General features: G+C 71.3%; 10 protein-coding genes. 2 read left to right on the top strand and 8 right to left on the bottom strand.

Annotated features, from left to right (window positions below; all coding sequences use genetic code 11):
- Window positions 1–3: 3 nt before the first annotated feature.
- The 5 genes from ACIBW9_RS17400 to ACIBW9_RS17380 form a co-directional block, all read right to left on the bottom strand.
- On the bottom strand, window positions 4–1,452 hold the full coding sequence (locus ACIBW9_RS17400) for an alpha-amylase family glycosyl hydrolase (RefSeq protein WP_398955807.1): 1,449 nt from the start codon (window positions 1,450–1,452) through the stop codon (window positions 4–6).
- Window positions 1,449–4,202, bottom strand: a complete 2,754-nt coding sequence (locus ACIBW9_RS17395; protein ID WP_398955804.1) for an MGH1-like glycoside hydrolase domain-containing protein — start codon at window positions 4,200–4,202, stop codon at window positions 1,449–1,451. The genes ACIBW9_RS17400 and ACIBW9_RS17395 overlap by 4 nt, the downstream gene beginning before the upstream one ends.
- Before the next feature lie 93 nt (window positions 4,203–4,295).
- Window positions 4,296–5,852, bottom strand: a complete 1,557-nt coding sequence (locus ACIBW9_RS17390; RefSeq protein ID WP_398955802.1) for a protein kinase — start codon at window positions 5,850–5,852, stop codon at window positions 4,296–4,298.
- Between the two features lie 301 nt (window positions 5,853–6,153).
- Window positions 6,154–7,242 carry an FAD-dependent oxidoreductase gene (locus tag ACIBW9_RS17385; protein ID WP_398955800.1) on the bottom strand — a complete coding sequence of 363 codons (1,089 nt, stop codon included), beginning with the start codon at window positions 7,240–7,242 and terminating at the stop codon, window positions 6,154–6,156.
- A gap of 386 nt (window positions 7,243–7,628) precedes the next feature.
- The gene (locus ACIBW9_RS17380) at window positions 7,629–8,123 is read right to left on the bottom strand and encodes a PaaI family thioesterase (protein WP_398955798.1); all 495 of its coding nucleotides are present in this window, start codon (window positions 8,121–8,123) and stop codon (window positions 7,629–7,631) included.
- Window positions 8,124–8,224: 101 nt separating this feature from the next.
- On the opposite strand from ACIBW9_RS17380, the gene ACIBW9_RS17375 reads away from it, so the two are divergent.
- The gene (locus tag ACIBW9_RS17375; protein WP_398955796.1) at window positions 8,225–8,692 is read left to right on the top strand and encodes a winged helix-turn-helix transcriptional regulator; all 468 of its coding nucleotides are present in this window, start codon (window positions 8,225–8,227) and stop codon (window positions 8,690–8,692) included.
- A gap of 57 nt (window positions 8,693–8,749) precedes the next feature.
- Here ACIBW9_RS17375 and ACIBW9_RS17370 read toward each other — a convergent pair whose 3' ends face one another.
- Together ACIBW9_RS17370 and ACIBW9_RS17365 are read right to left on the bottom strand one after the other, a co-directional pair.
- Window positions 8,750–9,298 carry a DUF1062 domain-containing protein gene (locus tag ACIBW9_RS17370; protein ID WP_398955794.1) on the bottom strand — a complete coding sequence of 183 codons (549 nt, stop codon included), beginning with the start codon at window positions 9,296–9,298 and terminating at the stop codon, window positions 8,750–8,752.
- A 190-nt stretch (window positions 9,299–9,488) separates the two neighbouring features.
- On the bottom strand, window positions 9,489–11,468 hold the full coding sequence (locus tag ACIBW9_RS17365) for a heavy metal translocating P-type ATPase (protein ID WP_398955792.1): 1,980 nt from the start codon (window positions 11,466–11,468) through the stop codon (window positions 9,489–9,491).
- A gap of 110 nt (window positions 11,469–11,578) precedes the next feature.
- Between ACIBW9_RS17365 and ACIBW9_RS17360 the strand changes: the two genes are divergently transcribed.
- Complete coding sequence (locus ACIBW9_RS17360) at window positions 11,579–11,938, top strand: ArsR/SmtB family transcription factor (RefSeq protein ID WP_398955790.1); 360 nt, start codon at window positions 11,579–11,581, stop codon at window positions 11,936–11,938.
- Here ACIBW9_RS17360 and ACIBW9_RS17355 read toward each other — a convergent pair whose 3' ends face one another.
- On the bottom strand, window positions 11,939–13,108 hold the full coding sequence (locus ACIBW9_RS17355) for an acyltransferase family protein (protein WP_398955788.1): 1,170 nt from the start codon (window positions 13,106–13,108) through the stop codon (window positions 11,939–11,941).
- Window positions 13,109–13,204: the final 96 nt, after the last annotated feature.

Below are 13,204 nucleotides of genomic sequence, written 5' to 3'. Positions count from 1 at the left end.
CGGTCAGGTCAGGGTCAGGACGTGCGAGTGCCAGGCCGGTAGGTCGACGAAGAGACCCGGGGTCAGTAGTTGTGCGCCGTCGCGGTCGTACATCTGGTGGGTGAGGAGGTCGGCCAGGTGGCAGGGGTGGCCGGTCAGGTCGGGCCAGGGCAGGGGGACTTGGCCCTGGGACGGGGTGTCGGAGTAGTTGACGATCACTAGGTGGCGGGTGGCGGGGCCGGTCCAGCTCCAGGCGAGCAGGTTGCGGTGGGTGTCGTTGTCCGGCCAGCCGGTGGTGGTGAGGAGGCGCCAGTCGCCTTCGCGTACGGCTGCCGCGGCAGGGAGCAAGTGGCCGTAGAAGGCGAGGAGTTGTTCGTCGGGCGGTTCCTGTGGGCGGCGGGCGAGGAAGACCGGTGGGCGGACCTTGCGGCCCTCGAACTGGCCCTCGTGCCAGAGCGTCGCGCCGGGCAGGGTGGCGATGGTGACGGCCGCGGCGCGCTCCCGCGCGCCCGGAAGGGTGGCGGCGGCCCGCGGCTCGTCGTGGTTCTCCAGGAAGCGGACCAGGCCGCGCTGGTAGGTGAGGTCGGCCTGGAGGTGGGTGCGGGTGGACTCGGCGCCCTCGTGGAGGAGGCGGTCGTAGAGCCGCTTGTCGTAGCAGTGGTCGAAGCCCTGCTGCTGCAGGGCCCGTTCGAGGTCCCAGTACGCCTCGGCGACGAAGAGGAGATCGGGGTGGTGCGCCCGGACGCGCGGGACGACGTACGGCCAGAAGTCGTCCGCGGGCGGCGGGCCCGCCCGGTCGCCCCAGGTCTTGGCGAAGACGTCGTTCATCAGCAGCATCGCCATGTCGCAGCGCACGCCGTCCGCCTGGTCGCCGATGGAGACGAGGGTGTCGACGGCCGCGGTGCGCAGGTCCTCGCTGAAGGCGTTGAGCTGGACGACGTCCGGCCAGGGGGCGAAGTAGGGGTCGCGTCCGTTGGCGTAGACATGTCCCCCGACGTCGAGGAAGGCCTCGGGTGACCGGGCCAGGTCCTCGCGGGTGCCCTGGATCAGGCGCTCCGGGTGCTCGGTGAGCCAGGGGTGGTCGGGGGCCACATGGTTGGGCACGTAGTCGAGGATCAACCGCACGCCACGGGCGGCCAGTTGGGCGCGCGCCTCGGCCAGGCCTTCCGGGCCGCCGAGGGAGGCGTCGACGACGTAGTTCCGTACGCAGTACGCCGATCCGGCGATGTCCGCCTCGGTGAGGTCCGGCAGCGCCTGGCGGAACGACGCGAGCAGGGACTCGTCTCGCAGGGCGATCGCGAGGCCGGCGGGACTGCGCTCCCAGACGCCCATCAGCCAGACGGTGTCGATGCCGGGCAGGGCGACCTCGTCCCAGACCTCGGCGGGGACATCGCCGAGGGTCACACGGCGCCCGTAGCGTCCGCTCAACTCCCCTAGCCAGACAATCGTGTTGATCTCGTGGATGACGGTCATGACAGGGGCTCCTCGTCGCCCGAGCCCGCAAACCGTTCGTCCCGGTCGTCCTGGTCCTTCACGGAGCGCAGGGACTCCCGGCCGCCCCGGTGCCAGTCGTCGGCGCTGATGGCGTGGAAGAGGGTCGCGGTGGCGGCCACCAGTCCGGTCCAGCCGGTCTGGTGGGAGGCTCCGAGACCCGCACCGTTGTCGCCGTGGAAGTACTCGTAGAAGAGGATCAGATCCTTCCAGTGGGGGTCCTTGGCGAACTTGGGCTGTGCGCCGTGGACCGGGCGGTGGCCGTCCTCGCCGGTCAGGAAGGTGGCGGTGAGCCGGTCGGAGATCTCGCGGGCGACCTCGTAGAGGTTCAGCCGGCGTCCGGAACCGGTCGGGCACTCCACGGTGAAGCCGGGGCCGTGGTAGCTGTGCAGGTTGAGCAGGGCGCGGATGAGGAGGAGGTTCACCGGGAACCAGACCGGGCCGCGCCAGTTGGAGTTGCCGCCGAACATGGCGGAGTCGGACTCGGCGGGCAGATAGCCGACGCCGAACGTCCGGCCGTTGACGTCGAAGTGGTACGGGTGCTCGGCGTGGTAACGGGAGAGGGACCGGATGCCGTGCGGGCCGAGGAATTCGTCCTCGTCGAGCATGCGGGCGAGGATGCGGCGCAGCCGGTCCTCGCCGAAGAGGGCGAAGAGGTAGCGGCCGTTCTCGTCGGCCGTGCCCAGGTCGTGCTGTTGGACGACGGCTTCGACGGCCGGGTGCCGCTGGATGAACTCCTTTGCTCCTTCCACGAGTTCGGGGAAGGTACGGTCGGCGCGGCCGCCGATGACGCTGGTCGCCGCGAGCGGTATCAAGCCGACCAGGGACCGCACCTTCAGCCGGGTGGCGGTGCCGTCGGGCAACCGTAGGACGTCGTAGAAGAAGCCGTCCTCCTCGTCCCAGAGACTGGCGTTGTCCTTGCCGATGCGGTTCATGGCGACCGCGATCCAGGCGAAGTGCTCGAACAGCATCTGTGCCTGCTCGACGTAGACCGGGTTGTCGACGGCGAGTTCGATGGCGATGTCGAGGAGGTTCTGGCAGTACAGCGCCATCCAGGCGGTGCCGTCGGCCTGGTCGATGTGGCCGCCGGTGGGCAGCGGGGCGCTGCGGTCGAAGACGCCGATGTTGTCGAGGCCGAGGAAGCCGCCCTGGAAGACGTTGTTGCCGTCGACGTCCTTGCGGTTGAGCCACCAGGTGAAGTTCTTCATCAGCTTCTGGAAGGCGTTCTCGAGGAAGGCGCGGTCGGCGTGGCCGGTGCGGTGCTTCTCGAGTTCGTAGACGAACAGGACCGCCCAGGCGTGCACGGGCGGGTTGACGTCGCCGAAGTTCCATTCGTACGCCGGGATCTGGCCGTTGGGGTGGAGGTAGAGCCGGCCCAGGAGGAGCTCCAGCTGCCCCTTGGCGAAGCCGATGTCGACCATGGACAGGGCGAGGGTGTGGAAGGCGAGGTCCCAGGCCGCGAACCAGGGGTACTCCCAGGTGTCCGGCATCGACATGACCTCGTCGTTGACCATGTGGTACCAGGCGCTGTTGCGGAGGTTCGGGTCGGCTGCGAGGGGGTCGACGCCGTGCTCGGCCAGCCAGCGCTCGACGTCGAGGTAGTAGTACTGCTTGCTCCACAGCATCCCGGCGAGCGCCTGACGCACCAGCCGCCGCTCGTCCTCGCTCATCCCGTCGGGGACCACGTCCTCGTAGAAGGCGTCGGCCTCGGTCCGGCGGATGTCCATGGTGGCCGCGAACTCCGCCCAGGGGTCGGCCAGTTCGCCGCCCGACAGCCGCAGCCGGACGGTCACGCTGTCACCGGCGGGGACGGTCAGGGTGTGGTGGAGGGCGGCCTTGGTGCCGGTCTGCGCGGGGTTGACGGCACCGGCCTCGCCGTGGACGACGCAGCGGTCGATGCCGTCCTTCACGTAGGGCGTGCTGTTGGGGCTGCCGAAGATCCGCTCGTTGTTGGTCTCGTTGTCGGTGAACAGGGCGGGGGCGTCGGTGTCGAAGTACAGCCACCGCGGGCCGAGTTCGTCGTGGTCGGCGCGGATGGCGTCCGCCGTCTTGGTGAGGTTCGGTACGGCGGTGCCGCCCGCCCAGGACCAGGTGTGCCGGAACCAGAGCGTCGGCAGGAGGTGGAGGGTGGCCTCGTCGGGGCCGCGGTTGTGCGCGGTGATCTCCACGAGCATGTCCTCGGGGCCGGCCTTGGCGTACTCGACGAAGACGTCGAAGTAGCGGTCCTCGTCGAAGATGCCGGTGTCGAGCAGCTCGTACTCGAAGTCGCGGCGGCCGCGGGCCTTGTTGGTGGCGACGAGGTCGGCGTAGGGGAACTCGCCCTGCGGGTACTTGTACAGGTACTTCATGTACGAGTGCGTGGGCGTGCTGTCGAGGTGGAAGTAGTACTCCTTGACGTCCTCGCCGTGGTTGCCCTCGGCGTTGGTCAGGCCGAACATCCGTTCCTTGAGGATCGGGTCGCGGCCGTTCCACAGGGCAAGAGAGAAGCAGAGCCGCTGCTTGTCGTCGCTGATGCCGGCGATGCCGTCCTCGCCCCAGCGGTAGGCGCGGGAACGCGCCTGGTCATGGGTGAAGTACGACCAGGCCTCACCATCGGGGCTGTAGTCCTCCCGGACGGTCCCCCACTGCCGCTCACTGAGGTAGGGACCCCAGCGGCGCCAGTCCACCCGGGACGTGTCGGCCTCGGCCAGCCGCTGCCGCTCGGCGCCCACCGTGCCACCGTCCGCCACCATCGCCGCCTCCTCGCCCAGCCCGGCATTGTTCCCAGACTCGGACGTCTCGGACGGGGCCGCAATGGGTGGGGGGCGGAGGGGTGGCGTGGAGGATCAGCTCTCGGCGGGCATCACCGTGCTGACCCCGCCCTTTGTGTCCGCCACCAGATAGCCGGTCTGGCCGTACTCGTTGCTGAGGTAGATCCTCATCCCGGTGGGAAAGCCGAAGGCGTTGCCCGGAAGGTTCAGCACCAGGTATCGGGTGTTCGCCTTGGGTACCTTGAGCCTCTTCTTCGCCTGGACCAGCAGCGAGGGGACCTTGTCCCAGTCGAAGCCGTCCAGGCGGACGGGTTTCTCTTCGCCGGACAGTGTGTCGTTGATGATGTCCTTCTGTACGCCCTGGCCAGGGCGGTAGGTGTACGAGTCGTACGCGATGCTGCTGCCCTTCACCATCACCCCGGCCCTGACGTACCCCGGGTAGACCGTCAGGTCGCCGAAGCGGTCCCGGCCGGTCTCCTTCTCGATGGCCGCGATCGCGGCCCGGATGCCCTGCGGGGTCAGCAGGTCGGTCGTGGCGGTCTGTTCCTCGGCAGTGGGAGAAGCGGTGGAGCCGGCTGAGGGCGTTGCCGTGGTGCGGGAGCCCGTGGTGTGGGAGCCCGAGGTCCCGGACCCGTGCGTGCCCGACGGCAGCAGGGTCCACACGAGTACGCCGGTGAGGGCGACTCCGGCGGCGGGCAGGACGAGCAGCGGCCAGCGGCGGCGACCGGCGGACACCGGGGTCGTCGGTGGCGCGTACTGCGGTGGGGCGTCCTGCGGCGAGGTGCCCCACGGGGGGACGGCCGGGGGTTGCAGGGGGAAGGACGTGGGGGTCTCGGGCTGAGCCTGCCGGGCCGCGTCGGCCAGCATCCGTTCCAGTTGCCGGGCGTCGGGGCGGGCCTGGGGGTCGCGGACGAGGACGCGGGCGAGGACGTCCGTCAGGGGACCGGCCTTGACCGGCGGCGGTATGTCGTCGGTGAGGACCGCGGCGAGGGTCGCAAGGGTCGTACCCCGGCGCAGTGGATGGTGGCCCTCGACGGCGACGTACAGCATCATCGCGAGCGACCAGAGATCCGAGGCCGCGCCGCCGTCCTTGCCGGAGACCCGCTCGGGTGCCATGTAGTCGGGGGTGCCGATGACCGAGCCGGTGGCGGTGAGGGCGGTGGCGTCGCGGATGGCGGCGATGCCGAAGTCGGTGAGCACCGGGCGCCCGTCGGGGCGCAGCAGGACGTTGGCCGGTTTCACGTCGCGGTGCTCGATGCCGGCCTCGTGGGCGGCCCGCAGCGCGACCAGCACTTCGAGGCCGATGCGTGCCGCCTCGACCGGGTTCATCGGGCCGAGGGCGAGGCGGTCGGCCAGGGAGCCGCCGGTCACGAGTTCCATGACGATCCACGGGTAGGTCCCGGGGCCGCCGTCGACGATGTGATGGATCGTCACCACGTTCGGGTGGTCGACCCGGGCCAGCGCACGGGCCTCGCGCAGCACCCGCTCGCGCAGCAGCCGTGCGGCCTCCGGGTCGTACTCGGCGAGGCCGGGGTCGGACGGCCGTACCTCCTTGATGGCCACACTGCGGTGCAGCATCAGGTCGGTGGCCCGCCAGACCATGCCCATGCCGCCGCCTCCGAGCCGTGCCATCAGCTCGAACCGTCCGTCGACAACCCGTCTCGCAGGGGTGTCTCTGCCCTCGTCGCTCATGCGCGGGAGCCTAGTGGGCCGCCCTGACAGCCGCGTCCATCCATTGGTGGGCGCCCCCGCACCGAGCTGGGCGTACTCATGGCCGACCTTGCCGCCCCGCCGGATGATCCGGGCGCCGTGTCCCGGCGGGGACGAAGACCGCCTCGCGTTCGTCGTCCATACCGCGGACCAGCGCGGTGGCCTGCACGTCGAGACCGCGTGCCGACCGGGCGAGGCTGGCCTGGCCGGTCGCCGCCGCGTCTTATGCCGTGCGCCCCAGCCGGAAGCGGGGGTGCGGTTCGGCGCGGCCGGTCGCGAGGTCGGCGGCCGTCGCGCCGATGAGCGGGGTGAACTTCGCGCCGTGTCCGGAGCAGGGGGAGACGATGACGAACGGGCCGTGCCGGTCGAGGACGAAGTCCTCGTCGGGGGTGGTGGTGTAGAGGCAGGTGGCCTCGGCGGCCGGTGCGGGGTCGAGGCCCGGGAGACAGTCGCGGACGAAGCCGCTGACCCGCGTCCGCGACGACGCATCGACGACTCCGCTGCGGGTACGGGCGGTGGTAGGCGTGCCGCGGTCGTGCTCGGCGACCTTGACCGTGGGCAGCGAGCCGCCGTCGCTTCCCGACGGCAGGCCGTAGAGGTGCAGCTCCCCGTCCCAGACCAGGGTCGGCCACTGTACGGACGGATCCCGCTGCGGGAAGTGGAAGACCTGCTGCTGGGTCACCTCCAACGGCGGCAGTGGTACGGGCAGTTCGAACTCCGGCAGCCAGGCGCCGGCGGCGATCACCACGGTGTCCGCGAGGACCTCGCGGCCGTCTTCGGTGCGCAGGAGCACCCGCTTCCCGTCTAGGACGTCGATGCCCGTGACACGGGTGCCGATGATCGCTTCCGCGCCGTGCTCGATCGCCCGCCGGACGCAGGCCACGACGGTCCGGTCGGCGTCGACGACGCCCGCGTCCGGGTGGTGGAGCACCGGGCCCGTGATGCGGATGTACGGCCAGCGCTCGGCGGCTTCCTCCGGGCCGAGGAGCTCATGGGGCACTCCGGCCGCGGTCAGGAGCTCCGCGATCCCCTTCGTGTCGCGCTCCTCCCCCATGTCGAGGCCACCGGTCGTGCGCAGCAAGGGAGTTGAGGTGTCGTGCTCCAGTTCCCGCCACTGCTCATACGCCTGCCCGGTCAGCTGTACGTAGAAGGGGTCGGCGTACGCCCGCCGGATGATCCGCGAGCTGCCGTGCGAGCTGCCATGCCGGTGGCCGATGTCGTACGCCTCGATCAGCGTGACCTCGTGGCCGCGCCGGGCCAGTTGCCAGGCGGTGGCCGCGCCCATCAGCCCGGCACCTACGACGGCGATCACAGACCCTCCCGGGGGATCCAGTTCGTGCCCGCGAGCGGGGCGCGGGCCATGGCGGCGGATTCGATGGTAGGGGCAACCAAGCCCTCGGGCTCGGGAGGCAGGAGGTGGGCTCCTTGCCGCGGGCGCAGGGGGGCTCTGGGCTCCCATGCTCAGCGCACGGAGGTGGTTCGCGAGGCGGCGACCGGCCTCGACGGGGGCCAGGCGGGCGGCGAGTTCCACACCCTGGGCCGACCCCGGGTCGGGGCCGTCCTGGCTGCCGTCGAAGTAGCCCTGCTTGGGGTGGTTGTCGCCAAGCGAGATGAGCGCTGCGGCGCCGATGGCGACGGCGCCCGCACCAAGCGCGAGGGCCTTGGCCATGCCCGCAGGATCAGGGCGGGAGCCGAGCCTCAGGCCCCCGGCACCGGGAACAGCATGCAGCTGCTCGTGGCGTGTGCGAGCAGGCGGTCCGCCGAGTCGAAGAGCTGCGCCTCGGCGAGTGCGGTGCGCCGACCGCTGTTGAGAACGCTGCCGACGGCGCGGACCTTGCCCGTGTCGGCGGTGATCGGGCGCAGGAACTTCACCGTCAGGTCGAGCGAGGTGTAGCCCATGCCCGCCGGCAGGGTGGACTGCACGGCGCAGCCGGCCGCCGAGTCGAGCATCGTGGCGTAGATGCCGCCGTGGACGCTGCCGATGGGGTTGTAATGCTCCTCGCCGGGCTCCAGCGAGAACACCGCGTGGCCGTGGTCGACCTCCTCGATCGACATGCCCAGCGTGGCGGCGATCGGCGGCGCGGGCAGCCGGCCGGCGAGGATCTCGCGGAGGAAGTGCAGGCCGGTGCCCTGCCCGACGGCGCCCGCCGAGATCGCGGGGTCGTCCCAGTCGTACGTACGAGAGCGTTCCATGCGGCTGCGGTTCCTCCCTGACCCACTGACTATGTTTCTCGAAGCTAGCTCTCCGGTCAGCTGACTGTCAATGTAGAAGCCAGGTGTTCTACGATGACGACATGAAGTGGCTCGAGATGAGCACCGAGAACTGTCCGGTCCAGCGCAGCCTCAACCTGATCGGCGAGAAGTGGTCGCTGCTGCTTCTGCGTGACGCCTTCAACGGGGTGCGGCGCTTCGACGACTTCCGCCGCCATGTGGGGCTGTCGGAGGCGGTCCTGTCCGACCGGCTGCGCAAGCTGGTCGCGGCCGGGATCCTGCGGACGGTGCCCTACCAGGAGCAGGGCAGCCGGACCCGCTACGAGTACCGTCTCACCGCCAAGGGCCGCGATCTGTGGCCGGTCATCGTGGCGCTGCGGCAGTGGGGCGAGGCGTACGTCGGGGATCCCGAGGGCCCGGTCCTGGAGGTCAGGCACCGCGACTGCGGCGCTCCGGTGCGGGTCGTGGTCGAGTGCCCCGAGGAGCACACCGCGCTCTCCCCGAGGGAGGTCACGGTGACGCCGGGGCCGGCGGCGCGCCTGCGGGACTGAGAGCCTGAAAGGCCCGTCCGGCGGAGCCGCCGGACAGGCCTGTGTCCCGGCGAGGGCTCAGCGCTTCAGCGTGAAGGTGAAGTCGCCGGAGAGCTTGCCGCCGAGTCGGACCGCCGAGACGAGCTTCCCGTCCGTGATGAGACGTTCGACCTCGGCCCGCGAGAGACCGCAGCCGTCCGCGATCAGCCGCACCGGCCGGACCGGGATCCGCGCGGCGAAGCGGACGCGGACGTCGATCACCTCGCGGTCCAGGTGATCCGTTCCGCCGGTGTCGAGGCGCCAGGCGCCGTCCCAGTCGAGGGCTGTGCGATTGCGGCACTGCAGAGCCGGGTCCTGGAGCAACTCCGCTGCCAGAACAGGGTCGTTGGCGTGCATGCGGTCCAGCAGCTCAGGTCGTACGCAGCGCACGTTCGTCCGGTCCAGGACCGTGAGCTTCGCCGTGTCCCCGCAACCGGTGCAGAGCACCAGCAGCCAGGCGTCGAGGAGCTTGTGGTGTGCGTTGACGCGAAACTTGCCGTTGGCCCGGAAGCGTTCGGACGCGCACGTGTGGCAGCGGCGCAGAACGCTCGGCAGGCAGGTGGGCATGACCACCCAGGTATTGAGCACAGAAGTACACCGGTTTCAGTGAGAAGTCCGCAGCAAGAAGCAGCGCGGCGCAACTGCGCGACGCGCGACAGATCAGCTCTCGGGGGGGCTCACACGGTGTACAACGGCACGTCCTTGCCTGGGCGACTCGGGTCGGCAGCACGGTAGGGCAGCACAGCGGTGCTGATCCACCGGTTTTCGACCGCGGACCTCAGCCGGACTCGGCGACCGCCCGCCGCCAGGCCCGCTCCCCCAGCAGCCGCAGCCCGTTGAGACCGACGAGGACGGTGGAGCCCTCGTGACCGGCGACGCCCAGGGGCAGCGGCAGGGTGCCTGCGAGGTCCCAGACGACGAGTCCCGCGATGAAGACCCCGGCGATCACCAGGTTCTGCACGACCAGCCGCCGGGCCCGGCGGGAGAGGGCGATCACCGCGGGGACGGTGGCGAGTTCGTCGCGGACGATGACGGCGTCCGCGGTCTCCAGCGCCAGGTCGGACCCCGCGCGGCCCATGGCGACACCGGTGTGTGCGGCCGTGAGGGCCGGGGCGTCGTTGACGCCGTCCCCGACGGCGAGCACCTTGCGTCCCGCGCGCTCCAGCTCCGTCACCGCGCTCACCTTGTGCTGCGGCAGCAGTCCTGCCCGGACGTCCTCGATGCCGACCTCGGCGGCCAGGTGCGCGGCCGCGCGCGGGTTGTCGCCGGTCAGCAGGGTCGGGGCGGTTCCGGTGAGGTGCGTGAGGGAGGCGACCGTGGCGGCGGCGTCCGGGCGCAACCGGTCGGCGAGGCCCAGGAGTCCGACGGGGACGCCGTCGGACATGACGAGGACCGCGGTACGGCCGGACTCCTCCAGGTCGGCCGCATGGACCGCCGCGTGCGCCGCCACGGCGTCGGTCGCGCCGCCGAGGAGCCGGGCCGGTGCGCCGACCGTGACCCGCCGCCCGTCCACCCTGGCCGTCACTCCGACGCCGGGCGTCGAGTCGAAGTCCCGCGCGGACGGCAACGGCAGCTCCCGCTCGCGCGCCGCCGCCACGACGGCCCGCGCCAGCGGATGCTCGCTGGGGTGCTCGGCGGCGGCCGCGAGCGTCAGCAACTCCCGGTCCCCCATGCCGGATCCGGGCAGCGGCCGTACGTCCGTCACGCGTGGGACGCCCTCGGTCAGCGTTCCGGTCTTGTCGAGCGCGACGGTGTCGACCTGGCCGAGCCGCTCCATCACCACCGCCGACTTGACCAGCACGCCGTGCCGTCCGGCGTTGGCGATGGCGGACAGCAGGGGCGGCATGGTGGCCAGGACCACCGCACACGGCGAGGCCACGATCATGAAGGTCATGGCCCGCAGCAGCGCCCCGGTCAGCTCGGCTCCGAAGGCGAGCGGCAGCAGGAAGACGGCGAGGGTCGCCGTCACCATGCCGAGCGAGTAGCACTGTTCGACCTTCTCGATGAACAGCTGGGTGGGCGCCTTGGTCCCGGACGCCTCCTCGACCATGCGGACGATCCGCGCCAGCACCGAGTCGGAGGCGTCCCGTTCGACGCGGACGCGGAGCGCGCCCGTGCCGTTGACGGTCCCGGCGAACACCTCGTCGCCGGGCTCCTTGAGGGCGGGCAGCGGTTCACCGGTGATGGTCGCCTGGTCGACCTCGCTCGCGCCGTCCAGTACGCGGCCGTCGGCGCCGACCCGCTCGCCGGGCCGTACGACAATGGTGTCCCCGATCGTCAACTCCTCCACGGCCACGGCCCGTTCGGAGCCGTCCGGGGCGATCCGGGTCGCCGTGGCGGGCGCCAGGTCCAGCAGTCCGCGCACCGAGTCCGCGGTCCGGGCCGTGGCCAGTGCCTCCAGTGCGCCCGAGGTCGCGAAGATGACGATCAGCAGGGCGCCGTCCATGACCTGCCCGATCGCGGCGGCGCCGAGGGCGGCGACGACCATCAGCAGGTCGACGTCGAGGGTCTTCTCGCGGAGCGCCTTGAGCCCCTCCCGGCCCGGCTCCCACCCGCCGGAGACGTACGCCGCCACGTACAGCGGCCCCCAGGTCCAGGCCGGTGCGCCGGTCAGCTGAAGCGGCAGCGCGAGCAGGAAGCAGACGGTGGCCGCGACGGCCCAGCGCACCTCGGGCAGCGCGAGCAGCCGGGTGCGCCGCGGGGACACGGGCGCGGTCGGGACCGGGGCGGCCTTGGGCGGAGTGAGCGTGGAGGTCATGCTCCGACCATACAGGAACACATGAAGACCCATTCATTTCTTCATGAGTGCAGGACCATCAGGGCATGGGTACGGGGCTACGGCCGTTCACCCTCCGTAGGATGAACGGCATGGGCCATGGAGCTGAAACCACCACCGCCGCAACGGCACGCGAGCGCCTGGAGACAGTGGGTGCCGCCGATGTGGCCGCCACGCTCCAGGCCCTGGCGACCCCGTCCCGGCTGCGCATCCTGGCCCGTCTGCAGGAGGGCCCGTGCGCGGCGACCGAACTCGCCGACGCGGTGGGCATGGAACAGTCCGCCTGCTCCCACCAGTTGCGCCTCCTGCGCAACCTCGGCCTGGTCACCGGCGAGCGCCGCGGTCGCTCGGTCATCTACGCGCTCTACGACAACCACGTCGCCGAGCTGCTCGAGCAGGCCCTCTACCACGTGGAGCATCTGCGGCTCGGCCTGCGCGACGGTACGGCCTAGCTAGGCCTCCTGGCCGTCCGGCTGCCGGACGACCGAGCGGCGCTCGGCGGAGGAGCGGCGGCGCAGCAGCAGGCGTCTCGCGGGGCGCTCCACGGCCTCGTACAGGACCCAGGACAGACCGAGGGACACGGCGAACACGACGGCCGTCACGGCCAGACCCGCCGACGGGCCGAAGAGGGGCTTCACGCCGAGCACGTTGGTCCCGGCGCGGAGCACGAGCAGGTGGACCATGTAGAACGCGAAGGAGAGCTCCCCCAGCCGTACCAGTCGCCGATGGCGCCACATCGAGGGCAGGCCGTGCAGGTCGGCGACGGCCGCCGCCGCGATGAGCAGGGCGAAGCCGATGACCGTGCAGACGGTGGCCGGGTAGCCGTCGGTGAGGTGCGGGACGTGCGGGACGAGGAAGTAGCCGATGATCGCGAGGGCGAGCGAGGCCTCCAGGCCGGGTCCGCGCCACCGGTCGAGCAGCACCAGCCGGGCGACGGCGACACCGAGGACGAACTCGGGCAGCCGAGCGGCGGGGAGGGAGTAGATCTGCTGGCCCAGCCAGTGGTGCGCGTCCACCCACGCCAGCCCCAGCACCGCCAGCACCGACGCCCCGGCCAGCGCCGCCGCGCCACGGGCGCCGAGACGGCGCAGCAGCAGCGCCAGCAGCGGGAAGACGGCGTAGAAGAAGGCCTCGCAGGCCAGCGACCAGCTGACCGGGTCCAGCGTCTGCCACCAGGGCCGCCACCAGGAATGCACCAGCAGGACGTTGGCGAGCCCCTGGCTCAGGGTCGGCTTGGACTGGTGGGCCAGCGTGTACGCCATGAGCAGCGCGATCGCGGCGGTGACCAGGTGCACCGGCAGGATGCGGGCGATACGGCGGCGCCAGAAGGCGGGCGCGCGGTCGCCGGGCCGGGCCGACCAGGTCAGGACGAACCCGGACAGCACGAAGAAGAACGACACCCCCGTGGCGCCGGCCCCGAACGCCCAGGTGACGAGGGAGCCGGCGGAGCCGTCGAAGTAGTGGAAGTTGTGCACGTGCAGTCCGAAGACCAGCAGCGCGGCCATCCATCGCAGGCCGGTGAGGGACGGCAGCGAGGGCGCCGGAGCGGACGGGGAACTCCTCGTGGTGGTCGTGGCCTCGGTGGTCGACGGCGTCCGGGGCGCCCTGGTCGCCGTCGTCATCGAATCACCTGCAGGGGACTGTTCGTGCTGTGCATGAAGCGGGGCATGAAGGGGAACGTTGCCCGTTCAGCATCTTTCATTCATCCCCGTACCCGA

The organism is Streptomyces sp. NPDC049541 (assembly GCF_044465725.1).
GTDB lineage: Bacteria > Actinomycetota > Actinomycetes > Streptomycetales > Streptomycetaceae > Streptomyces.
The sequence above is the reverse complement of the archived record's forward strand: the minus strand, read 5'-3'. Positions and strand labels throughout refer to the sequence as shown.